Here is a 24155-nt window from a genome sequence, read left to right as displayed (position 1 = left end):
TCTGGCTACTGGTTACTGGTCACTGGCTACTGAAAAGTGCTTCGCACTTTTCCTATATTATTCAATTTGTTTTCTTTTCTTCAAAAGTTCAATAATCAATACAGCAAAAGCTCCTCCTATAAGTGCATGATAAAATTGAGGTATTCCCATTACTACTGTTAGCTTTTTTGCTAATTTTTCAGCAATTCCCAATTTAAATAAAGAAACTAATTTAGTTGCAGATAAATATAGGAATAAGTATTTAAGTAGGGCGCCTATAATAAGTCCTAAGTATTTGCCATACTTTTCTTTACTTTTGAATACTCCAAAAAAGAAAACTAATATAGCATTACCAGCCATTATAAAAGGCACGAAGGGTCCAAGGGCTGCATTTAAAGTGCCTGTAGCAAAGGCTAAAAGTGGAGTCAGGATTCCTACATATATTCCCCAAGGAATTCCGCAGATATAAGTAGTAAGAAGCAAAACAGCATTTACTACTGGACCAACTACAGGAGTTTGTTTAACTGTCATTTGAAAAACTACAGCTATAGCTAAGAATAATGAGCTTCTCACAAGATTTCTAACTTGAATGTTCATAAAAATTCCCCCTATGTTATAAATTATTATTGCTTTAATATAAATTATATCACTATAAAATATACATTTTATAATATTTTAAGGTAACCAATGAATTTTTATGTAATTTACTCTTATAAAGGGGAGAAAGCCCCTAACTTTGTTTGTTAGAGGCTTTCGGGGAAATATTCAATAAAAAGTTAATTAGCTTAATTTTAGTAAAACTTTTTCAAAAATAGATAGTGCTGAATCTATTTCAGCTAATGAAACATTTAAAGGTGGAAGAAGACGAATAATATTCTCACCAGCACTTACAACCAGTAGACCTTCATTAAAACATTCTGTAACAAATGTTTTAGTATCAGTAGAAATATTTATGCCTACTAATAGCCCCATTCCTCTTGTTTCATTAATTATAGGATATTTCTCTTTTAACTTATGAATTTTATCAAACAAATACTTACTTTTTTCATCAATAGAGGATATAACCCCACCATCTATTAATTCTGTAAGAACAGCATAGGATACAGCACAAGCTAATGGGTTGCCTCCAAAGGTAGTCCCATGATCCCCAGGAACAAAGGCTGAAGAAGCTTTTGTTCCTGCAAGAACAGCTCCTATTGGAAATCCACCGCCTAAACCTTTAGCCATACATATAACATCAGGTATTATACCAAATTTCTCGTAGGCAAAAAGGCTTCCACATCTTCCTATACCACATTGTATTTCGTCAAAAATAAGAATAGCATTGAATTCTTGGCAAAGATTTTTTACTGTTTTCAAGTAATCTACATTAGCAGAAATAATACCACCTTCACCTTGTATTGGTTCTAAGATAACACCGCAAACAGTATCATCCATAGCTTGTTTTATAGCTTCTATATCATTAAAAGGAACGGCTTCAACGCCTCCAATTAAAGGAGCAAAAGTTTTTTGATATTTTTCTTGTCCTGTAACTGATAGTGCTCCCATACTTCTACCATGAAAGGAGTTTTTCATATATATAATTTTATTTTTATTTTCAATGCCACTGAGTTTACCATGTTTTCTAGCAAGCTTTAAAGCTGCTTCCACAGCTTCTGTTCCGCTGTTGCAGAAAAATGCCTGATCATGATGGCTATTTTCGCAAAGTTTTTCAGCAAGCTTTATGCTGTTTGAGTTCCAGTAATAGTTTGAAATATGCATGAGCTTTGAGCTTTGTTCTTTAATAGCATTTACTATAACAGGATTTGAATGTCCAAGACAGTTAACAGCAATTCCAGAAACAAAGTCTAAGTATTCTTTATCATTTTCATCATATAATTTTGTGCCTATACCTTTTTCAAAGCTAACGTCAAACCTTCCGTAGGTTTTCATTATGTTGTTTTTTGACATTTATAATCACCTTCTTAAAATCTGGAGTATAGAATCCAAATTTTATTTTTATTAACTTGTGAATAATTATACTTTAGTTTTAATAAATATGCAACAGGTTTATTAAAAAAAATAATTTGTTAATAAAAAGTGTTATGGAAAACTGTAAAAAATATAAATAAACATTGCATAAATATTCATACAAGTGTATAATCTTTTTATATAGTTTTTAGGGGGGATTTCATGATAGATGTAGGAATTATTGGAGCTACAGGGTATGCAGGACAGCAGCTTGTGTGGTTCTTGAATAATCATAAATATGTAGAAATAAAATTTTTAGCTTCTCATAGTTATGCAGATGAGGAGTTTTCAAAAATATACAGTAATTATACAGGTATTATTGATGATAAATGTATAAATATGAGTAAAGCAGAAGAAAGATTGGAAGAGATAGATGTATTATTTATAGCACTTCCACACGGAAAGTCTTTTGATATAGCACAAAAAGCCTTAGAAAAGGGAGTTAAGGTTATAGATCTAGGAGCTGATTTTAGATTGGAAGATATTGAATGTTATAAAGAATGGTATAAATTAGAACATAAATGTCCAGGACTGTTGGAAGAGTCCATATATGGGCTTGTAGAACTGTATAGAAATGAAATTAAGGATAAAAAGCTTATTGCCAATCCAGGCTGTTACACAACGGCAAGTATATTAGCATTATATCCATTATTAAAGAACAAACTAATACAGACAGATTCAATAATAATCGATGCAAAATCTGGGGTGTCTGGTGCAGGAAGAGGTTTAAATACAGCATCATTATATGCAGAATGTAATGAATCAATAAAAGCTTATGGGGTTGCAGGGCATAGACATACTCCAGAAATAGAACAGGAATTGTCAAAAGCTGCAGGAGAGAAGATTGTATTGAACTTTACACCACATTTAGTACCTATGAATAGGGGAATTTTAGCTACTTGTTATGGAAAGCTTATAAATAATATGTCACAAGAAGAGATATATAAAGTTTATAAAGAGTTTTATAAAAATGATTATTTTATTAGAATTGTAGAAACATTGCCTGAAACTAGAAATGTCAGAGGAAGCAATTTTTGTGATATAGGGATAAGAGTAGATAAAAGAACTAACAGAATTATTGTAGTATCAGCAATAGACAACTTGATAAAAGGAGCTGCTGGGCAAGCAGTTCAAAATATGAATTTGATGTTTGGATTAGAAGAAGGAGAAGGTATAAATATGCCTTCAATGGCAATCTAATAAGGAGGGAGAATATATATGAAGATATTAGAAAACAAGAGCATATCTGATGTACAGGGCTTTAAGGCAGCAGGTATTGTAGCTGGTCTTAAGCAAAGCGGAAAAAAGGATTTAGCTCTTATATATAGTGAAAAGAAGGCTGTAGCGGCGGCAACATTTACTACAAATAAGGTTAAAGCGGCACCAGTACTTTTAAATATGGAATATATAAAAAATGAAAATACTCAAGCAATAATTATTAACAGTGGTCAGGCTAATGCTTGTACAGGTAAAAATGGCTTTGAAGATTCAAAAACTATAGCAGAAATAACTGCTGGAGAATTAGGGCTTAATCCTGAAGATGTACTTCAGGCATCAACGGGAGTAATTGGTGTTCCTATACCTATGGATATTATGAAAGAAGGAATTAAGAAGATATGCTCTTTGAAATCTGATGAAGGTGGAAAAGATGCAGCACAAGCTATAATGACGACAGACACAAAATCAAAAGAGATAACAGTAGAAATTGTACTGGATGGTAAAAAGGTATTAATAAGTGGAATGGCAAAAGGATCTGGAATGATAAAGCCTAACATGGCAACGATGCTTGGTTTTGTTGTTACTGATGCAAATATAAGTAAAGCTATGCTTAATAAAGCGGTAAAGGAAAGCGTAAAAGATTCTTATAACATGATTTCAGTAGATGGTGATACGAGTACCAATGATATGATGATTTGTCTAGCTAATGGGGCGGCAGAAAATAAATTGATTGATAGTGAAAATGAAGATTTTATAGTTTTTAAAGAGGCATTAGATTTTGTAAATAAGGAACTTGCAAAGAAAATGGCTAGAGATGGAGAAGGAGCTACAAAGCTTATAGAGGTAGAAGTTGTAAATGCACAAGATATAGAAAGTGCAAAGTTGTGCGCAATGTCTGTTGTTTCTTCTAATCTGGTTAAAGCAGCTTTATTTGGTAGTGATCCAAATTGGGGAAGAATTGTATGTGCTGTAGGATATTCTGGTGGAGAGTTTGATCCGGACAAAGTAGATGTGAACTTTAGAAGTTCTGCTGGAGAAATAAAGGTTTTTGAACAAGGAATGAATCTAGAATTTAATGAAGAATTAGCATCAGAGATTTTAGAGCAGGAGAAGGTAGTAATATATATTAACTTGAATCAAGGAGAATATAGTGCAAAAGCATGGGGCTGTGACCTTACTTATAAATATGTGGAAATTAATGGAGAATATAGAACTTGATTTTAAAATAAGTCATTCGAAGGAGTGGCTTATTTTTTTATCGTCAAATATATGTTTTGACAATAAAATCATGTAATAATATAATTTAAAGTGAATAAATGGAAAATGTTAAAAGAAAGAATGTGAAAATGAAAAAGACGAATGGTAGGTGCAGCAACTATGTCAGCTGTTGCAGGGGATGGAGCTTTAGCTTTAATGCTTAGAGGAATATTCTATGATAAAGATGGAAAGCCTAAAGCAAACAAAGTTAAACAAATTAGTGCTTAATGGGAGAGGATGAGTAGTTTGGATAGAGTATTAAAAGATTTATCACCAAATTTAGTTTTTGAGTATTTTGGAGATATTACAAGAATTCCAAGAGGTTCTGGAAATGAAAAAGCTATAAGTGATTATTTAGTAAACTTTGCAAAAGAGCATAATCTAGAAGTTATACAGGATGAAGCATTAAATGTAATAATAAAAAAAGCGGCAAGTAAAGGGTATGAAAATGCTCCTACTGTAATGTTACAGGGACATATGGATATGGTATGTGAAAAGAATAAAGAAGTAGAACATGATTTTGAGAAAGATCCACTTAGTATAAGAGTAGAAGGGGATTTCGTAAAAGCAGCAGGTACTACTTTAGGTGCAGATAATGGTATTGCAGTTGCTTACTGCTTAGCTATATTATCTAGTAAAGATATTTCTCATCCTCCACTAGAAGTATTGATTACTACAGAAGAAGAAACAGGTATGAGTGGAGCTTCTAGTATAAAAAAAGACAATCTTTCAGGAAAGATTTTAATAAACATAGATTCAGAAGAAGAAGGAGAACTTTTAGCAAGCTGTGCTGGTGGAGTTAGAAATATAGTTAGGCTTAATGTTGAAAAGGAAGATGTAAAAGAAGGATTTATGCCTTTAAAGCTTAATATAAAAGGTTTAAAAGGTGGACACTCAGGCATGGAAATAGATAAGCAAAGAGGAAATGCCAATAAGCTTATTGGACGTGTACTTAATGATTTGAATTCCAACTTAGACATATATATAGCTGAAATTAACGGTGGGGCTAAAATGAACGCCATTCCAAGAGACGCAGAAGCTGTTATTTTAGTAAAAGAAGACGATAAGTTAGCTTTAGAAGAGCTAGCAGCAAAATGGAAAGAAACTTTAAAGAAGGAATTAAAAGTTTCAGATCCAGAAGTAATTGTTGAAATAGAAGAATTGGAAGAAAAGGTAGAAAAGACATTTATAAAAGAATTAGGTGACAAAATTATAGGCTTATTAATGTTAATACCTAGTGGAGTTCAGACTATGAGCATGGATATCAAAGGACTTGTTCAGAGTTCTACTAACTTAGGTGTAGTTACAACTGATGATAATAAAATTACATTTGAAAGTGCTATAAGAAGTTCTGTAAGAAGTTTGAAATATGAGATAGTTAAGAGAATAGAAACTGCAGCTAAACTTGCAGAAGCTGAAATGACTTTGGAATCTGAGTATCCAGAATGGGAATACAGAGCAGATTCATACATTAGAGATGTTTTTGTAAAAGTGCATAAGGATATGTACAATAAAGAGCCAAAGGTAACAGCAATTCATGCTGGACTTGAGTGTGGAATACTAAAAGATATTTTAGGTGATTTGGATATGATTTCTTTCGGACCAAATATGTTCGATGTTCATACACCTGAAGAAAAACTAAGCATTTCTTCTACAGAAAGAACCTTTGAATATTTGCTTAATGTTTTGAAAAAAATAAAATAAGAATGTTGCGATGCAACATTCTTATTTTATTGTGATAGTAATATAGATATATAATGTAAAAATTAATTAATTTAGTAAAGAGGAGTTTTTATATGGGCAGACGAAAGTTTATTTGTTTTATGTTAATAGGTTTATTGATTTTCATTCCTGTACAAGCCAAAGCATTTACTTATCAAGAAGATGTTAAAGTAACTACTGCAAGTCAGGAGGGCAACAAATTACTATTGCCTATTATTAAATATGTTGTCTCTAAGTATAAATTAAATCCAAAGGATGTGGATTATAATGAAAAACTTATATATGCTATAATGGCTTTTCGCTACTTGGAAGAAAAAAATTCTATGAAGTATGAAAATGAAACTAAATATATTGCATTAGGAGATTCTATTGCTTTTGGATTAAGTGCTGATTTAAATAAAGGTTATGTTGATCTTTTCAAAGATTACTTGATATCAACAAAACAGTATAATCAATTGAAACTAAATAATCTAGCTGTTCCAGGTTATAAAAGCAGTCATCTATTAGATAAGTTAAAAAATGAGGACAAGATACGTAACTATGTTAGACAAGCTGATGTAATTACTATTAGTATTGGAGGTAACAATTTATTATCATCAGTTATAAAAGCTATTGCATCTAAGTATAATTTAAATTCAAAAGAAACGAATTTTGTTGCAAAGTTGACAAAAGCTGTAAGGGCAGATTCTAAATGGCAAGAAAAATTAGAAACTTTACAAAATGATACTGAGTTGATGAAAGCTTTAAATGAAGGGGTTAAAAACTTTAAGGCGGATTGGCCAAAAATTATTAAAGAAATTAATAACCTTAATCCAGATGCAAAAATATATGTCATGACCTTATACAATCCTTTAAAAACAGATACACCTGTTTTATATGATACATTTGAAAAATTAATTCAGCAAATAAATGTAGAGATTAGAAATAGTATCTATGATTATGAAATTGCTGATGTTTATACTAAATTTCATAAATATGATGGGAAAGAGCCTTTAACAAATTTTGATTTACTAAATAGAACTATAGATCCGCATCCTACCAACTATGGACATGAACTAATTTTTAAGGCGCATCTTAAAAATTAGTTTATCAGAAACCAGTTTATGCGTATTCAGTATTAGTGGGGTAATATCTTTCAAAATGTCCACATAATATATAGATGTAAAGTGAAATTTAATTAGTTGAATTAATTGAGAGACTAATAATTATTATGCATAGAATAACAACTATTAGTTCTTAATTAACTCAACTGATAAAGAATACTTAGAGTGAAAATTGTAATTAGGAGATAAAAACAATTATGTCAACAATTATTCTGGGTAAAAGGATTAAATCATTTTCAAAGAATATTAAGCTTAAAGCTTTACATAATTCAACTATAGTAGAGCTACAAGTAAGCCCTTTAAGTTTATTTACTAAGATATTGCCTAAAACAGATGTAGCTGTTTTTGGTGATTATGATATCTTTATTTTTTATAGTACTGTTTTTAAACAAAATAAAAACAGGTATAAAGTAAAGTCTATAAGAAAGCTTTTTTGTCAAATTATTCATTGTCAAGATATATTAAAAGAGAATCAAATTAAGAATGAAGATATACAAGTATCAGCTATGTTTACATCACGACCTACTTGCAGGTTTAGTGTGGAAAATTCAAAACAATCAAAACGTAATAAATTATTTTGGAAAATTCAAGTTTTGGGAGAAATAAAAGTTACTCTTACTTTAAATAAAACAAATGAGTCTAAAGAAAATTCACATGATGAAAAAAGAGAAAACACATTGACTGAAAATGATTCTAATAAGCTTCTTGAAAAAAATACATCTGATTATGAAGTTATTAAAGAAAAAAATGTTCTTGAAAATGTTAATATGAAAAATAATATATACAAAAAAACAATTGAAGTACCAATAATAGTTGGAGAAGGTTCAACACAAATATTAGTAATTAAAGAAATTACAATTTCACCACCTAATCCACCTATTTGGCGCATAAAAGATATTGACAAACAAGTTATTATTTATGACAAAACAATAATATCAAACAAAGTAATTGTTGACGGTTGTGTTATTAAAACTATAAATTATGAAACAATAGATTATACTCATGATGATACTATAAACGGTAGAATATATTGCGCTGAATCAAAAATTCTATTTTCAGGAGTTGTTGATATAATATCTGACTCAGGTAAGAAAATTAATGAAGAGGATACTTGTGAAGTAGTAGAAGCGTACGTAGAAGGAGAGAATAACGAGTGGGGTGATTCGATTAATACCAAGTTCGGTGAAATAGCTTATCAAAAAATTCTTGAAAGAATGGTTGTTAAAATTAATGTTAAGATTACAAGAAATGAACATATGGACATAGTAGAGTGTTGACATATTCATCTAATTGATAAGCTTATCTCAATAAAAAATAGAATAGTTTAAGTAATGAAAAGTGGGTGTCTAATTTTTTAGACACCCACTATATTTAGACACTTGTTTTTGTTATTACTGATAAACAAGTTAAAGGGCTTGTCTCATTTTATTTGTTAAATATTTATTGTCTTAGCAACCTACTTCTACGGGAACATGTTCTATCCTTACAACTTTAAAAGTAATTTTTATAACCATTTTTTCATGAACCTTTTTATAAGCTATTACTCCTTTTCCTACATCTACTTCATCACTCCAGTGATCTTTTTCACCTTCTACAAAAGCTTCTAATACTTCAGCTTCGTCAGTTGGTAAAATTTCTTCTCCTGGAACTGGTGTTATATCAACAAATCCTGCCAATGGCATTTTTGTTGTACTGTGATATAGTGGACCATTTACTTGATTTCCACCTTCGCATACATATTGAGCTGTTTTATAATTTATATCTTTCCATACCCAAGCATTAAAGATTACCTTGCCAGGTATTACTTTCATATTATAAACATCAACCCACTTTTTGATTTCTTTTACATAAAAAACTGGGGGGATAGGTGGTAAAAAAGCAATATCTTTTTCTAAAAAGAATTGAGCTGTTCCTCTTCCTACTATTACTTTTGTTTGAAGAATTTTTCTGGTCATACAGACACCCCCTTTATTCTTTTTATAATATATAGTATGTAGTATTAATTTTTTTGGTTACTATTATTTTAGTTTTAGATTGAGGATATAAGTAAGTTAGCGTAAAATTTATTAACTTTATATTATAGTTGTTCTATTATATATATAACATATAGAATAAAATTATATACTTTATATTAAAGAAACATTATATAATTTCTGTACCTAGTACCTGATGATTGTATGTTGGAAAGCAGGAATTAAATACACAGTTGACTATAAAGCATTTATTATAGAAAGTTACAAATATAATGGGGATTTATAAAATGAAAATTAGGGAGGATTTATTATGAGCACTCAAACAATGTTAATAACTTATTTACCAATAGTTTTTTATCATAATAGTAAGATTGATTGTCACATATTATTTTTTAAATATGTTTAAAATCTTTACCTCCATGTGTTTTATTTTGTTCATTATTATTTATAGAAAAGAAAATGCACTTATAATATAGCTAAGAGGTTGGATAATGAAATGTAAATGTTATCAACAAAAAATTAAAGAAATGTGGGGGGAGAAACATGGTTAAGAAGAAAATATTGGCACTAGGTTTAACAATGTTAATGTCAGTTGGAATTTTGGCGGGATGTGGAAATTCGGATTCTAAAAAAGAGACTTCTAAAGATAATAAACAATTACAATTAACTATTTACGCAGGACTTATGGAAGATCATGCGCAAAAAGCAATTAAAGAATTTGAAAAAGAAACAGGAATTAAAACTAACATGGTAAGAATGAGTGGTGGAGAAATTCTTGCAAGAATTACCGCTGAAAAAGGTAACACTCAAGCTTCAGTTTGGTATGGTGGACCAGCAGATACTTTTATAGATGCTAAGGGAAAAGGATTACTTGAAAAATACGTTTCACCAAATGCAGAAAAAATACCAGATAAGTTTAAGGATAAAGAAGGGTATTGGACAGGAATATATAATGGTTATTTAGGATTTGTTTGCAACGGTGCACTATTAAAAGAAAAAGGAGTACAAGTTCCAAAGTCTTGGGAAGATTTATTAAAACCAGAATACAAAGGACAAATAGTTGTTGCAAACCCAGGTTCATCAGGAACAGCTTATACATTAGTTTCTACTTTAGTACAGCTTTGGGGAGAAGACAAAGCTATGGATTATTTAAAGAAATTAGATGGACAAATTAAGCAATATCCAAAGACTGGTTCAGCTCCAGCACAAATGGCTGGTATGGGAGAAGCAATGGTTGGAATTTGCTTCATGCACGACGGAATTAAATATAAAAAGCAAGGATATGAAGATATAGTTTTATCAGCTCCATCAGAAGGAACTGGATATGAAATCGGTGCTGTAGGAATAATTAAAAATGCACCAGATATGGAAGCTGCTCAGAAGTTTGTTGATTGGGCTTTAAGTAAGAAAGCACAAGAACTTGGTCAAACAGTTGGTTCTTTCCAATTCTTAACAAACCCAGATGCTCAGCCACCAAAAGAAGCTGAACAATTAAAAAATACTAATCTTATAAACTATGATATGACTTTTGCAGGTGAAAACAGAGCAAGATTAGTTGAAGCATGGCATAAAGCAACAAATAAATAAGAGTTTAATAGTCCCGCCATCCTGTAGATGGTGGGATTTGTAATAATGATGATAATTTTACCATATATTCATCAAAAAAATGAAAGGAAGTATATAAATGGCATTTAAACAATACAAAAGTAAGTTGAAAAATGACCTGACTGATATGAAAAAAATATGGAGAGATCCATTACTTTTAACCACAATTATATTTACTATTTTAGTGCTTTTAACCTTTATTTTATATCCTTTATTTTCTGTACTGAAACAAAGCTTTATAGGAAATCAAGGTTTTACATTGAAGGCTTATGGGGACATACTTGAGAATATAGAATTTAGAAAAACTTTAGGAAATACTATGAAATTAGGAATTACAGTAGGATTTCTTTCAACATTAATAGGATTTATTTTTGCGTATACAGATTCTTATATAAAAACACGTTTGAAAAAGATGTTTAATATAGTTTCAATATTACCTATAGTTTCACCACCTTTTGTTCTTGCATTATCAGTTTTGATGCTTTTTGGACAACAAGGACTTATTACTAATAAATTATTAAATTTAACAAATGCAAATATATATGGATTTAAAGGTTTGGTAATTGTACAAACCATGACATTTTTTCCAGTAGCATATTTGCTTTTAAATGGATTATTAAAGCATATAGATGTATCGCTGGAAGAAGCAGCAAGAAATATGGGAGCATCTAGATGGAAGACTTTCACTACAGTGACACTTCCACTTATGGCTCCAGGAATTGCAAATGCATTTTTATTGACATTTATAGAAACAGTAGCTGATTTCTCTAATCCTATGGTTATAGGAGGGGACTATGCTACTCTTGCTACATCAATATATTTACAAGCAATAGGTAATTACGATATGCAGGGTGGAGCTACCATAGCAATTATTCTATTACTTATAACTATACTTATATTTGTTTTTGAAAAATATTGGTTAGAAAGAAAATCTTATGTTACTGTAACAGGAAAAGCTTCGAGAGAAAGAGAGTTAATTGCTGAAAAGCAAATAGTTTATCCTTTAAGCCTAGTTTGCTTAATAATAACTATATTTATATTATCCCTTTATGTATTAATTCCACTTGGTGGATTATTTAAAATCTGGGGTGTAAATTATTCTTTAACTTTAGATCATTTTAGATATGTATTTGAATTAGGACTTAAACCAATAAGTGATACTACATTACTATCAGTAATTGCTACGCCTATTACAGGAGTAATGGCTATGATAATAGCATTCCTTATTGTAAGAAAGAAATTCTTCGGAAAAGGTTTTGTAGAATTCAGTTCATTACTTGCCATGGCAGTACCAGGAACAGTTATTGGTATTGGGTATATATTAGCTTATAATACTAAACCATTATTACTAACAGGAACAGGAACCATAATTATAATTGCTTTTGTTATGAGAAGCTTACCAGTAGGGGTTAGATCAGGGGTAGCAGCTCTTCAACAAATAGATCCTGCAATAGAAGAGGCAGCTTCAGACTTAGGAGCTAATACTTCAAAGGTATTTTCATCAGTAACTTTACCATTAATAAAGCCAGCCTTCTTCAGTGGACTTGTTTATAGTTTTGTTAGAAGTATGACAGCAGTAAGTGCGGTAATATTCCTTGTGTCAGCTAAATACAATCTACTTACAGTTCAAATATTAGCTCAAACTGATGCTGGCAGATTTGGAGTGGCAGCAGCTTATTCTACTATACTTATTATTATAGTTTATGTAGCAGTAGCTATAATGAACTTATTATTAAGCAGAATGGGAATAAGCAAGGAAGGAATGTAATGTTAAGTACTAATCAAGAATATGATAGAATGGAGAATATATAAATGGAAAAGAGAAGTAAAGGTGTTAATATAAAAAATCTTAACAAAACATATATAGGAGCAAATGGCAGTGAATTTAAAGCTGTTGATAATATTTCGGTAGATATAAGACCAGGGGAATTTGTAACACTGCTGGGACCATCAGGATGTGGAAAAACAACTACACTAAGAATGATAGCTGGATTTGAAATTCCAACTTCAGGAGAAATATATTTAGGGGGAGACAGAATTAATGATTTACCTCCAGATAAGAGAGATAGTTCAATGGTTTTCCAGACATATGCATTGTTCCCTCACTACAATATTTTTGATAATGTGGCTTATGGGTTAAAACTTAAAAAATTAAGCAAAGCTGTAATAAAAAAAGAAGTTGAGAATATAATTGATTTAGTAGGACTAAAAGGTATGGAATACAGATATCCAAATCAATTGTCAGGAGGACAGCAGCAGAGAGTTGCACTTGCACGTGCACTTGTTATGAAACCAGGAGTGCTATTATTTGATGAGCCATTATCAAATCTTGATGCAAAATTAAGAGTATATATGAGAACGGAAATTAGAAAGATACAGAAAAAAGTAGGTATAACAGCAGTATATGTTACACATGATCAATCAGAAGCAATGAGCTTGTCTGATAGAATAATCATCATGAATAAAGGAATAATAGAACAAGTAGGTACGCCAAAAGAGGTATATTATACGCCAAAATCAGAATTTGTTGCTGATTTCATAGGAACAGCTAATTTTATTGATGGTAAGATGATTTCAAAAGATGGTGATTCAGCAGCAATAGAAGTATATGGAGAAAAAATAAATGTAGCTTATAAAGGTGATAAAAAATCAGGAGATAACTGCAAATTAGTGTTAAGACCTGAAGCGGTAAATGTAGGTAGAGAAGGTATTTTAAAAGGAAAGGTTACTTTATCCACATTTATGGGTTCATATCAAGATTATGTAATTAAAGTAGGCGATAAAGATATAGTAATTCAAGACACGAATCCACAAGGAAAAGAAGTGTTTGAGGAAGGTCAAGATGTAAGAATAAGTTTCTTACCTGAAAATGTTCACATTTTATAATTATTTAAACATTGTTGGTAAAACTAAAGAGTACTATAGTATTAGGCGATAATACATAGTACTCTTTTTAAAACATAAAGAAAGGAGGATGAAAAGGTGCAGTGGCAAGAGGTAATTATTAGATTAGGCTTGGCTATAGTAGTTGGTGGTCTTATAGGATATGAAAGGGAGTTTAAAAACAGACCAGCGGGATTCAGAACTCATATATTGGTTTGTGTTGGAGCAGCTGTCATATCTATGATACAAGTTTATATGGTAGAGGATACAGTTAAGATGATAGCGCAAGATCCACAGCTAGCTAATGCACTTAAGGCTGATATAGGGAGAATAGGAGCACAAGTAGTAACTGGAGTAGGTTTTTTAGGAGCAGGTACAATAATACGGGATAAAGGTTCCGTTAAAGGGCTCACTACCGCTGCCACTATATGGGTAGTAGCTTGCATTGGACTTGCAGTAGGAATGGGATATTATCTTTTGAGTATTTTTTCAGCAATAGGGGTTTATGGAGTATTGGCATCTTTAAAGAAATTTGAAGGGAAATTATTTGCCAAGACTAATGTAGTAAAAATTGAGATGGAATATTACAATAAAAAAGACTTGGTGGATAGAGTGTCAGAATATTTTGAAATCAGAAATATTAAAGTCAAAAATATAGAATTTTCTTTAGAGGAAGATTCTTTAGATGATGAAGAAAATAATGAAGTGAATGAAGAAATTGCTTGTTCAAAAAAAAGTTTGTATACAATTTTAATTCCAAGATATATAAAGCCCGGGACAATAGTTCAGGATTTAAGTGTTTTTGAAGAAATTATAAGAGTTACAATTATATAGTACAAATACTACATTTGAATTAAGTTTCAATTTATAGCACAAAGGCTCGTTTATATAGAAAATGAGTTTTTTGTGCTATAATTATTTTGAATTAAACTGTGGGTACAAAGAGGTGAAAATGATAAAAAGTGTAAATTTCAAAGCAAGACTTTTTAAAGCATTCATACTAGTTGGGTTTTTACCATTGATAATATTGACATTCTTTTATTACTATAATACTTCAAGTTTAATAGATAAAAAAATAAATACTTCAATAAATGAAAATATAAAAATAATGAGTTCTTTTATTGATTCTTCCATAAATAATTTTTCAAGTATTATTGAGTTTATGGCTGAAAACAAAGAAATTCAGAAAATTTTAAAGAAAAATAAGTATATTAGCTATAGTGAAAAATTTAAAGATTCTCAGAGTATATATACTATAATTACCAGTGTAGTAGCTAATCAAAAAATTGATATACCTGTATACATAACAGGGGTAAATAATCCCTTTAGCAGATTTACTACTCAAGAATATTTTTCACCTATTTATGGAGAGTTACACAATGATATTTTTAAAAAAATAGATTCAGCTGGAGATAATAAGGTATTTTATGTTCATAGAAGAGTTGATGGTAAAGAAAGAAAAGATGTTGTACTGGCTATATGCAGGCAAATTATAGATAGAGACAGCGGTAAAAAATTAGGATATGTTTTTTTAGATATATATGATGATTATTTTGATAATATTTTAAAACATACGGAGATATATGAAGGAAATAATATCCATATATTAGACAGGGAAGGTAAGATAATCACTGATAAGCTGCACAAGGATAAGACGGGTTTTAAGTTTTATGAAGGTTATTTAGATACTATTTTAAATAATAAGCAGGGGAGATTTGTATGCAGCATAGAAGGAGAAAAATATATGGCTTATTTTAATACTCTTGCGAATAATGAGTTTAAAATAGTTCAAACAGTGCCTGTTAGAGTAATGTATAAGGATAAAGAAGTAATTATTCAGACCTTTATATTTGTACTTATATTTTTAGGAGTTTTTGCAATCATAGTGTCTCTTGGTTTGTCTAAGAGTATTTCAAAGCCTGTAAATGAGCTTTCAAGACTTATGCGTAAGGTTGAAAAGGGAGATTTGAATGTAAACTTTTCTATAAAAAGCAATGATGAAATTGGAGAGCTAGGAAAGAGTTTTAATAAGATGGTAAGGGAAATAGACAAGCTAATTGAAGAGGTGTATATTAAGCAGTATCTTTTGAAAGAAGCAGAATATAAAAACTTAAAAGCTCAGGTAAATCCTCATTTTTTATACAATACTTTAGAATCTATAAAATGGATGGCTAAGCTTGGAGAGAATGATGGGGTAGTGAAAATGACTACTTCTTTAGGTAAATTTTTAAGGTATAGTATAAGTAAAAAAGGGGATGTAGTTACTGTAAAAGAAGATATTGATCAGATTAATAATTACTTGACCATTCAAAAAATACGGTATGGAGAAAAATTCGGTGTAAGTTTTGAAATAGAGGAAGAAATATTAGAACAGAAAATTTTAAAGCTTTTATTACAGCCTTTAGTTGAAAATGCCATAATTCATGGGTTGGAACCTAAGCTGGAAAAAGGGGAACTTTGGATAAAAGGATACAAGAGTGAAAAAAATATTTGTTTTGAAATTATTGATGATGGTATTGGAATAAAAAACAAAAGTACTAAGGGTGAAGGTATTGGAATGAATAATGTGGATAGAAGAGTTAAACTGCATTATGGAGAAGAATACGGAGTGTACTTGGATAGAATATATGACAAAACATATGTTAAATTAATCCTTCCATATGATTGGAAAGAGGGTGAAGAAAATCATTAAAGTAATGATAGTAGATGATGAAGTTTTAGCTAGAGAAGGAATGAAAAAAACTATAGATTGGGGAAAATACGAGTGTGAAATCTGTGGTGAGGCATCTAATGGATTTGAAGGTATAGAAATAGCTAAAGCAATACGTCCGGATTTAGTAGTTACGGATATAAGTATGGCTGGAATAAATGGAATAGAGATGGCTAAAAACATAAAAGAATTTTTACCAGAGTGCAGATTTATTATAGTAACTGGATATGATGACTTTGAATATGCCAGAGGAGCTGTAAAAATAAATGCTGTTGACTTTATTTTAAAGCCTGTAGATGAAGAAGAATTAATGAGTTCAATTGAGAAAGTTTACAATGAATTTAAGAGGAACAAAGAGCAGGTTGATATTGCAAGAGAAAAAATTCTTTTAGATATGATGAGGGGAAAGATAATAAGCAGTATTGAATTAGATGAGTTTATTGAAAAGTATAGTATTGATTTAAAATCAATAGTTATAGGATGTATTGAAAATGATAATTATAAGGAGATATTAGGAAAAGGTAGTTTTGATATTTTATATGAACAAAATAAGTATATTAAAAAGAAGATTCATAAATGCTTAACTGGAATTCCCCAGTATATAGTAGAATGCCATGAAAATATTATGGCTGTAATATTAGATTTGGGTAACTTAGTTCAAAGAGATATTGAAAAAATTTTTGAGAATATTAGATTGGAAATTATAGAAGAACTAGGTAATAAGATTACTATTGGGGTATCTGATTTTGGATCTATATACGAAATACAAAAAATATACAATGAAAGTAAACAAGCCTTAAAAAATAAATTATATGAAGGTAGAGGAAGTATCAATTATTTTACAGATTTAAAGCATGAAAATTTAATGAAATGGACTTATATTTTAAATGCGGAAGAAGAGATTAAATTAAGCTTAAAGGCTGGAGATAAGGTGAAAACAAGTAAACAACTGAATAATATGTATTTTAAGGTATTTAAAGATAATAATATAGGTTATGGAGTCATAAAGCAAGTAAGCTTGGAAATCGTTGTAATGGCTTTGAAAATGTTAAATGAACATAATATATCTGTAGAGAAGGTACTGGGTAGAGAATTTGAGGCCTACCAAAAAGTAGAGGGATTGAATACGATTAACGAATTATATAAATGGGTAGATGGAATTATTAACAGTGTGCTTAGATATATAAAGTTAGAAAATATAAATATCAGTGAAAGTGGACTAAATAAAGCCATAGAATATATAAATGAACATTATACTGAAAATATATCTTTAAAGGATGTTGCTAAGGAAGTATATTTAAGTGAAAGCTATTTAAGCAGAAGAATAAAAAAAATATTGGGTATAAGTTTTGTAGAGTATATTACAAAGCTGAGAATGGAAAAAGCAATAGAGTATCTTCAAAATCCGAATATAAAAGTGGCAGAAGTTGCTTTAAAATTAGGTTATCCAGATTATAGGTATTTTTCAAAGATATTTAAGAAGTATACAGGTTATTTACCAAGTGAATTCAGTAATTACAATTGAGAGCAATAAAAAAGAGCGTATGTTTTTATATGACATACGCTCTAAAATAAGGGGAAATGCAGCTTTAGTTAAGTTCAACCAAGAGTTCTCCAGATTTAACTTGCTGCCCTTCTGTAACTTTTACTAATTTTACTGTTCCACTTGTTGTAGCTGTAATGATTGTTTCCATTTTCATTGCTTCTATTATAATTAAGCTGTCATTTTCTTTAACTTCATCTCCAGGCTGTACAAGTACTTTCAGCACTGTACCAGGTATACTTGAACCAATTTCAAGAGGATTATCTGGGTCAGCCATTTGGAGTGCATCAGCCGCAGCAACAGCTTTTGTAGTTTTATCTTTTATTTTAATTTCACGTCTATTTCCATTAACTTCAAATATTAAAGTTCTAAAGCCTTCATTATTCACTTTAGTTACTTTAAGAAGCTTTATGATTAAAGTTCTTCCTTCTGCTACTTTGATTTCACAAGTTTCTCCTTCACGTAATCCGTGGAAATAGATATCACTTCCCATTAGGCTAAGATCGCCATTTTCTTTAATGTATTTTAGGTAATCTTCAAATACATCTGGATATAGTGTATAGCTTAGAATATCTTGTTTAGTAGGTTCAATGTCAAACTTATCCTTAAGATGTTTAACAACTGAGTCAAAATCTTCAGGTGGAAGAAGTTCACCAGGCCTGCAAGTGATAGGCTTTTCACCTTTTAAAACAATTTTTTGAAGATCTTCAGGAAATCCACCTTCAGGCTGTCCCATCATTCCTTTAAAGTAAGCCAAGGATGAATCAGGGAATGCCATATCTTTGCCTTTTTCTACTATATTTTCAGGTGCAAGATTATTTTGTACCATGAATATTGCAAGGTCACCTACCATTTTAGAAGAAGGAGTTACCTTAACAATATCGCCTACCATAGTATTTACTTTCTTATACATTTCTTTAACTTCATTGAATCTATGGCCAAGACCAAAGCTTTCAACTTGCGGTTTTAAATTTGAGTATTGTCCTCCTGGTATTTCATATTTATATATTTCAGTAGAACCTGATTTTAATCCTGATTCAAATTCACCGTAAACTGGTCTTACTGCAGCCCAGTAATCTGAAAGTCTTTGAACTCCATCTAAATCTATGCCTGTATTTCTCATAGTATGCTCAAGAGCTGCTACAACAGAGTTTAATGCAGGTTGACTTGTAAGTCCAGACATACTGTCTAATGCAGTATCTACAATGTCAACTCCAGCTTCAGCTGCCATTATGACAGTTGCAACTCCATTTCCAGTTGTATCATGAGTATGAAGATGAATTGGTATAGATATTTCATTTTTTAATGCTTTAATAAGCTTGTATGCAGCATAAGGTTTCAATAGAGCAGACATATCCTTAATTCCAAGTATATGAGCACCCATTTTTTCAATTTCTTTTGCTTTTTTAACATAATAATCTATAGAGTATTTGTCTTTTGTGTGATCTAAAATATCCCCAGTATAGCAAATACAAGCTTCTGCAACCTTATCGTTTTTAATAACTTGGTCAATTGCAACTTCCATTCCTTTTAGCCAGTTAAGGGAGTCAAAAATTCTAAATACATCAATTCCTGATTTAGCTGATTCATCAATCAATTCTCGTATTACATTATCAGGATAGTTTTTATATCCAACACCGTTAGAACCTCTTATCAGCATTTGGAATAGAACATTAGGGATTTTTTTTCTTAATTCCTGTAGTCTAGTCCAAGGAGATTCCTTTAAAAATCTATAAGCTACGTCAAAGGTTGCGCCGCCCCACATTTCAACAGAAAATAAATCTTTTCCAAGCACTGAGGTTGCGTTTGCTACCTTAACCATGTCTACAGTTCTCATTCTAGTTGCCATTAGCGATTGATGAGCATCTCTCATAGTTGTATCTGTAAGAAGTAATTTTTCTTGTGATTTAATCCATTTAACCAGACCTTCAGGACCTTTTTTATCAAGTATTTGCTTTGTACCTTTTAAGTCTCCAGGTGCTTCAATTTTAGGAACAACAGGTACATCAAAATCTTTTTTTGTTCCATGAGTTTGATTTATAACTACATCACCAATGAATTTAAGTATATTATATTCTGAATCAGCTTTTGTAGTGATATTGAATAATTCCTTTTCAGTTTCAATAAAACTTGTATTACATTCACCTTTTGCAAATATTGGGTTATTTAAAACGTTAATTAAAAAGTCAACGTTAGTTTTTATACCAGAAATGTTTAATTCCTTTAAAGAACGTAGAGATTTTCTTATAGTATCTTCAAAGCTTCTAGACCAAGCGGTAGTTTTAAAAAGTAAGCTGTCATAGTATGGACTGATTACAGCTCCTGTAAAACCATTTCCACCATCAAGTCGTATACCGAACCCGGAACCTGTTCTGTAAACATCAATTTTACCAGTATCAGGTGCGAAATTATTGGAAGGATCTTCAGTTGTAACTCTGCATTGAATAGCATATCCTCTAAGGGTAATATCATCTTGAGAAGATATACCTATTTCTTTAGAATCTAAAGAATATCCTTGTGCAACTAAAATTTGGCTTTGAACAATATCAATACCAGTAACCATTTCAGTTACAGTATGTTCAACTTGAATTCTAGGATTCATTTCTATAAAATAATGATTGCCATACATATCTACTAAGAACTCTAGAGTTCCTGCATTTCTATATCCTACAGATTTAGCTATTTTTAGAGCATCGGCACAAATCTCATCTCTTTTTTCTTGTGGAAGAGCAAAAGCTGGAGTAAATTCAATTACCTTTTGATGACGTCTTTGAACAGAACAATCTCTTTCATATAAATGTACAATATTTCCGTGTTTATCTCCTAAAATTTGAACTTCTATATGCTTAGGTTTTTCAAGAAATTTTTCGATGAAAATATCATCTATACCAAAAGCTTTTTTTGCTTCATTTTTAGCACTTCTAAAAGAAGGTAGTAATTCATCTTGGTTTCTAACTATCCTCATACCACGTCCACCACCGCCGGCAGCAGCTTTTAGCATGATAGGGTATCCACACGCGGTGGCAAATTCTATAGCTTCTTCTTCTGATGTAACAGGTTTTTCAACTCCAGGTATAGTTGGTACATTAACGCTTTGAGCAACTAATTTAGACTTTATTTTATCACCAAGTCTTTCCATCATATTTGCGGTAGGTCCTATGAATTCAATGCCTGCCTCTTCACATTTTTGTGCAAATTCAGCATTTTCAGATAAAAATCCATAACCAGGGTGGATTGCATCTACACCTTTTTTTAAAGCAAGGTTTATTATTTCGTCAATATTAAGATAGGCTTCAATAGGTCCTTGATTTTTTCCGATTTCATAAGCTTCATCAGCCTTAGTTCTAAATAAAGAACACTTATCTTCGTCTGAGTATATGGCAACAGTCCTTATACCCAATTCATTACAAGCTCTGAATATTCTTATAGCAATTTCTCCTCTGTTTGCTACTAGAATTCTCTTGAATTTTTTAACCAATTCATTCACTCCTTTTTGTATATAGAAATATATTGCATGAAAATAATGCAATATATACAATACTCTTTATGCAAAAATATTAATACTACTATTATATATTAGTTAATTGATTATTTCAATTGCATATTCTAAAAAAATAACTTGCAAATTTCAAAAAAAACACTTTATAATTATGCTTCTTAATAATTTAAGTAATAATTTTTTTATATTTCTATATTATTCCAAAATTAATATAATGAAACTTCAACAACTAATGAAAGTAAAAATATTTTACTTTATAAAGCTATAAACCAAGATTATGAATTAAATAATCTTGGTTTATTAATTAAATAATCTTGGTTTATTAATTAAATAATTTTGGTTTATTAATTTACATTATATGTCTAAAAGGTTCTTTTTATATTGAATATAAGCTTCTCTTAGTTCTTCTATTTTAGCATCCATTTCAATTTGAAGTTCAGATACAGTAGTAAAATCATTCTTTTCTACAGATTCACACAGTCTAGTGAATAAAGAATTAGCTAAAGAAGAATCTTTCATTAAATATTCTCTTAAATCATTTACTTTTTTCCATCTAGTTACATCAATATCAGAAGCTCTTTCTGCGTTATGAAGCATTTTACAGCTTCTTATTTTATCGATATAATTAGGAATTATTCTTCCAGTTATTTCTGTAATCCATCTTCTTTCAACAGCAGTTTTAAAACTGTTAAGTATTTTATCAGTAAATACATCACCTGACTTTAGGATTTCTAATTTTTCAGGATGTTTTTCAAAACCTAAAAGATTTTCATATACTGTTTTTGGTGCGATACCAAATAATTTGTTTCTTTCTTCTTCAGTGTAATCTTCAAATACATCTTCTTCGCTTCTGTAAGCTCTATCTTTTTCAAGATAATCAGTAGCAACTCCATCTGCTTTAGAAAGTTCAGCAAGTAAATCATCTTCAGTCTTATGATTAGTAATTGCATAAGTTATACCATCATTGCATGCCATGAACATTACAGCAAGAGCAAGATAAGTATTTGTATGAGGATTTGGTGCTCTAAGCTCAAATCTGGTTGCAAGAGGGTTAGAGTTATCACGAATAACTCCTAATAAAATAGTTCTATTTCTTGAAGGAACTTCTACAGAGTGACCTAGTGATGTAACTATACATATAGGTGCTTCAAATCCTGGTTTTAATCTTCTAAGTGAATCATTAGTAGCAGATATAAATGGATTTATAACTTCATAGTTTTTAAGAATTCCCATTAATGAACCATATCCGTATATGCTTAAGAAATGGTTTTGTGTAGATGCAAATAGGTTTATTCTTTTTCCGTTCTTTAGTTTTAATGCTATACTTAAATGAGTGTGTTCTCCATTTCCGGCAATACCATCGATTGGTTTTGCAAGGAAAGTTACGTCTAATTTATGTCTTCTAAAAGTTTCTCTAACTAATATTCTAACGAATAATTCATTATCAGCAGCTTGTAGAGCATCTGCATATTTCCAGTCTACCTCTAATTGTTCCATGATATGTGTTAAGTCTCCGTCTTCTGTTAGAGTAGCTTTTACTCCACCAACTTCCTTATGACCCATTTCTGATTCTAAACCATATTTATCCATTAACACAAGAACTTCTTCAAGAGCCGTTCTTACAGAACCTTTTGTTCTAGTCCAATATTGTTCTTGAAGTACTTGAGCGGTTGAAAGCTCCTCAATGTGTGCTCTTTCTTGAGGTGTTTTTACCCAAAATTCAAGTTCAGTAGCAGCTGTTGCAGAAACATCTTCTACATCATCAAGTGTTGCTCCGTATGGTTTTAGTAGTTCAGGATAATCTTTGTAAAATTTCATAAGATTTTCTTCAATATTAGCAATCGAAGATTTCAATATGTGTCTTGAGTCAATTGCCTTACCGTCATGTACTAAGAAACAAGGAATTCTAAGTGTTCCGACAGGCTTTCCAGTTTCTTCATCAATGTTTTCAAAATTGTAATCAACAAACCAATTAACTTCAGTATCTGGAATCATATCAACTTTAGCATTATTTAATGTAGCAATCCCAGGAAGAACTACTGATGAACCGTCAGTTTGTATAGCCCCTTTTAAAAAGCCCTCTATATCTTCTAAAAAAATTCTCATTGGAATTTTTTCGTCTGTATCATTTCCAGAGTAATCAATACCTATAAGAGATACATATTTAATTTCTGGATGCTCAGTAAGGATATTTTTTAGAGACGCTTCTGAATGTTCAGACTTTAAAATTGTGTAGATCAAATCGTTAAACATAATTTTCCTCCCTTTAAATTTAATTACAAAACTGTGGATATATATATTTTATATTTGTCATTTTACTCTATATTATTTTGAAAATTATATAAAAATTCTATTATAAAATTAACAAACTGTCAATAAAATAATAAAATTTTGATAAAGAATTAAAATGTAAAGGTTTAAATAAAGCTTTTGAAAGAAATTTGTAAAGGTAGTATTGAGAGAATTTGTGAAGTATAATTTATATTATGATAAATTTTGTATATATATTTAATTTAAAAAGTAAAAAAAATTAAATATATAACTAGCTTTAATTTAAAAAATGGATATATATTTCAATTATCAATGTTCATTGTTCAATGATTAATTTATGAAAAAACTTTAACTAAGTTTTAATACAATGAATAGTATTTTT

Annotated in this window: 17 protein-coding genes; 12 read left to right on the top strand and 5 right to left on the bottom strand. The window is 30.4% G+C overall.

Annotated elements, in window-relative coordinates; all coding sequences use genetic code 11:
* Positions 1 to 57: 57 nt before the first annotated feature.
* Both OIO11_RS10425 and OIO11_RS10420 read right to left on the bottom strand, forming a co-directional pair.
* Positions 58 to 576 (bottom strand): ECF transporter S component, encoded by a 519-nt coding sequence (locus tag OIO11_RS10425; RefSeq protein ID WP_268071394.1) that lies wholly within the window; start codon positions 574 to 576, stop codon positions 58 to 60.
* A gap of 183 nt (positions 577 to 759) precedes the next feature.
* Positions 760 to 1929 carry an aspartate aminotransferase family protein gene (locus OIO11_RS10420; protein WP_268071393.1) on the bottom strand — a complete coding sequence of 390 codons (1170 nt, stop codon included), beginning with the start codon at positions 1927 to 1929 and terminating at the stop codon, positions 760 to 762.
* Positions 1930 to 2151: 222 nt separating this feature from the next.
* On the opposite strand from OIO11_RS10420, the gene argC reads away from it, so the two are divergent.
* The 6 genes from argC to OIO11_RS10390 all read left to right on the top strand — a co-directional run bounded on the left by argC (position 2152) and on the right by OIO11_RS10390 (position 8566).
* On the top strand, positions 2152 to 3189 hold the full coding sequence (gene argC, locus OIO11_RS10415; protein ID WP_268071392.1) for an N-acetyl-gamma-glutamyl-phosphate reductase: 1038 nt from the start codon (positions 2152 to 2154) through the stop codon (positions 3187 to 3189).
* A gap of 18 nt (positions 3190 to 3207) precedes the next feature.
* Entirely contained in the window at positions 3208 to 4425 is a 1218-nt protein-coding gene (gene argJ, locus OIO11_RS10410) for a bifunctional glutamate N-acetyltransferase/amino-acid acetyltransferase ArgJ (protein ID WP_268071391.1), read from the top strand.
* A 141-nt stretch (positions 4426 to 4566) separates the two neighbouring features.
* Positions 4567 to 4692, top strand: a complete 126-nt coding sequence (locus OIO11_RS10405; RefSeq protein ID WP_268071390.1) for a hypothetical protein — start codon at positions 4567 to 4569, stop codon at positions 4690 to 4692.
* A gap of 9 nt (positions 4693 to 4701) precedes the next feature.
* Positions 4702 to 6168 carry an aminoacyl-histidine dipeptidase gene (locus tag OIO11_RS10400; RefSeq protein WP_326497935.1) on the top strand — a complete coding sequence of 489 codons (1467 nt, stop codon included), beginning with the start codon at positions 4702 to 4704 and terminating at the stop codon, positions 6166 to 6168.
* Between the two features lie 92 nt (positions 6169 to 6260).
* Entirely contained in the window at positions 6261 to 7271 is a 1011-nt protein-coding gene (locus tag OIO11_RS10395; protein ID WP_268071388.1) for a GDSL-type esterase/lipase family protein, read from the top strand.
* A gap of 215 nt (positions 7272 to 7486) precedes the next feature.
* Complete coding sequence (locus OIO11_RS10390; RefSeq protein WP_268071387.1) at positions 7487 to 8566, top strand: DUF3794 domain-containing protein; 1080 nt, start codon at positions 7487 to 7489, stop codon at positions 8564 to 8566.
* Positions 8567 to 8737: 171 nt separating this feature from the next.
* Here OIO11_RS10390 and OIO11_RS10385 read toward each other — a convergent pair whose 3' ends face one another.
* On the bottom strand, positions 8738 to 9244 hold the full coding sequence (locus tag OIO11_RS10385) for a hypothetical protein (RefSeq protein ID WP_268071386.1): 507 nt from the start codon (positions 9242 to 9244) through the stop codon (positions 8738 to 8740).
* A gap of 561 nt (positions 9245 to 9805) precedes the next feature.
* Between OIO11_RS10385 and OIO11_RS10380 the strand changes: the two genes are divergently transcribed.
* The 6 genes from OIO11_RS10380 to OIO11_RS10355 all read left to right on the top strand — a co-directional run bounded on the left by OIO11_RS10380 (position 9806) and on the right by OIO11_RS10355 (position 17985).
* Entirely contained in the window at positions 9806 to 10849 is a 1044-nt protein-coding gene (locus OIO11_RS10380) for an ABC transporter substrate-binding protein (RefSeq protein ID WP_268071385.1), read from the top strand.
* 97 nt (positions 10850 to 10946) lie between these two features.
* Positions 10947 to 12635 (top strand): ABC transporter permease, encoded by a 1689-nt coding sequence (locus tag OIO11_RS10375; RefSeq protein WP_268071384.1) that lies wholly within the window; start codon positions 10947 to 10949, stop codon positions 12633 to 12635.
* A 44-nt stretch (positions 12636 to 12679) separates the two neighbouring features.
* Positions 12680 to 13753, top strand: coding sequence for an ABC transporter ATP-binding protein (locus OIO11_RS10370; RefSeq protein ID WP_268071383.1), 1074 nt, complete (start codon positions 12680 to 12682; stop codon positions 13751 to 13753).
* Between the two features lie 96 nt (positions 13754 to 13849).
* Positions 13850 to 14584, top strand: coding sequence for an MgtC/SapB family protein (locus OIO11_RS10365; RefSeq protein WP_268071382.1), 735 nt, complete (start codon positions 13850 to 13852; stop codon positions 14582 to 14584).
* Between the two features lie 118 nt (positions 14585 to 14702).
* A complete protein-coding gene (locus OIO11_RS10360) occupies positions 14703 to 16442 on the top strand; it encodes a sensor histidine kinase (RefSeq protein ID WP_268071381.1) in 1740 nt (579 codons plus the stop codon).
* 4 nt (positions 16443 to 16446) lie between these two features.
* The gene (locus OIO11_RS10355) at positions 16447 to 17985 is read left to right on the top strand and encodes a response regulator transcription factor (RefSeq protein ID WP_268071380.1); all 1539 of its coding nucleotides are present in this window, start codon (positions 16447 to 16449) and stop codon (positions 17983 to 17985) included.
* Positions 17986 to 18049: 64 nt separating this feature from the next.
* Here OIO11_RS10355 and OIO11_RS10350 read toward each other — a convergent pair whose 3' ends face one another.
* Both OIO11_RS10350 and OIO11_RS10345 read right to left on the bottom strand, forming a co-directional pair.
* Positions 18050 to 21481, bottom strand: coding sequence for a pyruvate carboxylase (locus OIO11_RS10350; RefSeq protein WP_268071378.1), 3432 nt, complete (start codon positions 21479 to 21481; stop codon positions 18050 to 18052).
* Positions 21482 to 21856: 375 nt separating this feature from the next.
* Positions 21857 to 23755 (bottom strand): glutamine synthetase, encoded by a 1899-nt coding sequence (locus OIO11_RS10345; RefSeq protein WP_268071377.1) that lies wholly within the window; start codon positions 23753 to 23755, stop codon positions 21857 to 21859.
* Positions 23756 to 24155 lie beyond the last annotated feature (400 nt).

It is taken from the genome of Clostridium sp. ZS2-4 (genome assembly GCF_026719745.1).
Taxonomy (GTDB): domain Bacteria; phylum Bacillota; class Clostridia; order Clostridiales; family Clostridiaceae; genus Clostridium_H.
Note: the sequence above shows the minus strand (reverse complement) of the source record. Positions and strands in the feature narration are given on the sequence as shown.

Coding starts and splice junctions, on each gene's coding strand:
- OIO11_RS10360 (WP_268071381.1), top strand. CDS start 14,703: ATGATAAAAAGTGTAAATTTCAAAGCAAGACTTTTTAAAGCATTCATA.
- OIO11_RS10345 (WP_268071377.1), bottom strand. CDS start 23,755: ATGTTTAACGATTTGATCTACACAATTTTAAAGTCTGAACATTCAGAA.
- OIO11_RS10400 (WP_326497935.1), top strand. CDS start 4,702: ATGAGTAGTTTGGATAGAGTATTAAAAGATTTATCACCAAATTTAGTT.
- argC (WP_268071392.1), top strand. CDS start 2,152: ATGATAGATGTAGGAATTATTGGAGCTACAGGGTATGCAGGACAGCAG.
- OIO11_RS10390 (WP_268071387.1), top strand. CDS start 7,487: ATGTCAACAATTATTCTGGGTAAAAGGATTAAATCATTTTCAAAGAAT.
- OIO11_RS10405 (WP_268071390.1), top strand. CDS start 4,567: ATGGTAGGTGCAGCAACTATGTCAGCTGTTGCAGGGGATGGAGCTTTA.
- OIO11_RS10420 (WP_268071393.1), bottom strand. CDS start 1,929: ATGTCAAAAAACAACATAATGAAAACCTACGGAAGGTTTGACGTTAGC.
- OIO11_RS10425 (WP_268071394.1), bottom strand. CDS start 576: ATGAACATTCAAGTTAGAAATCTTGTGAGAAGCTCATTATTCTTAGCT.
- OIO11_RS10385 (WP_268071386.1), bottom strand. CDS start 9,244: ATGACCAGAAAAATTCTTCAAACAAAAGTAATAGTAGGAAGAGGAACA.
- OIO11_RS10355 (WP_268071380.1), top strand. CDS start 16,447: ATGATAGTAGATGATGAAGTTTTAGCTAGAGAAGGAATGAAAAAAACT.
- OIO11_RS10395 (WP_268071388.1), top strand. CDS start 6,261: ATGGGCAGACGAAAGTTTATTTGTTTTATGTTAATAGGTTTATTGATT.
- OIO11_RS10375 (WP_268071384.1), top strand. CDS start 10,947: ATGGCATTTAAACAATACAAAAGTAAGTTGAAAAATGACCTGACTGAT.
- OIO11_RS10370 (WP_268071383.1), top strand. CDS start 12,680: ATGGAAAAGAGAAGTAAAGGTGTTAATATAAAAAATCTTAACAAAACA.
- OIO11_RS10380 (WP_268071385.1), top strand. CDS start 9,806: ATGGTTAAGAAGAAAATATTGGCACTAGGTTTAACAATGTTAATGTCA.
- argJ (WP_268071391.1), top strand. CDS start 3,208: ATGAAGATATTAGAAAACAAGAGCATATCTGATGTACAGGGCTTTAAG.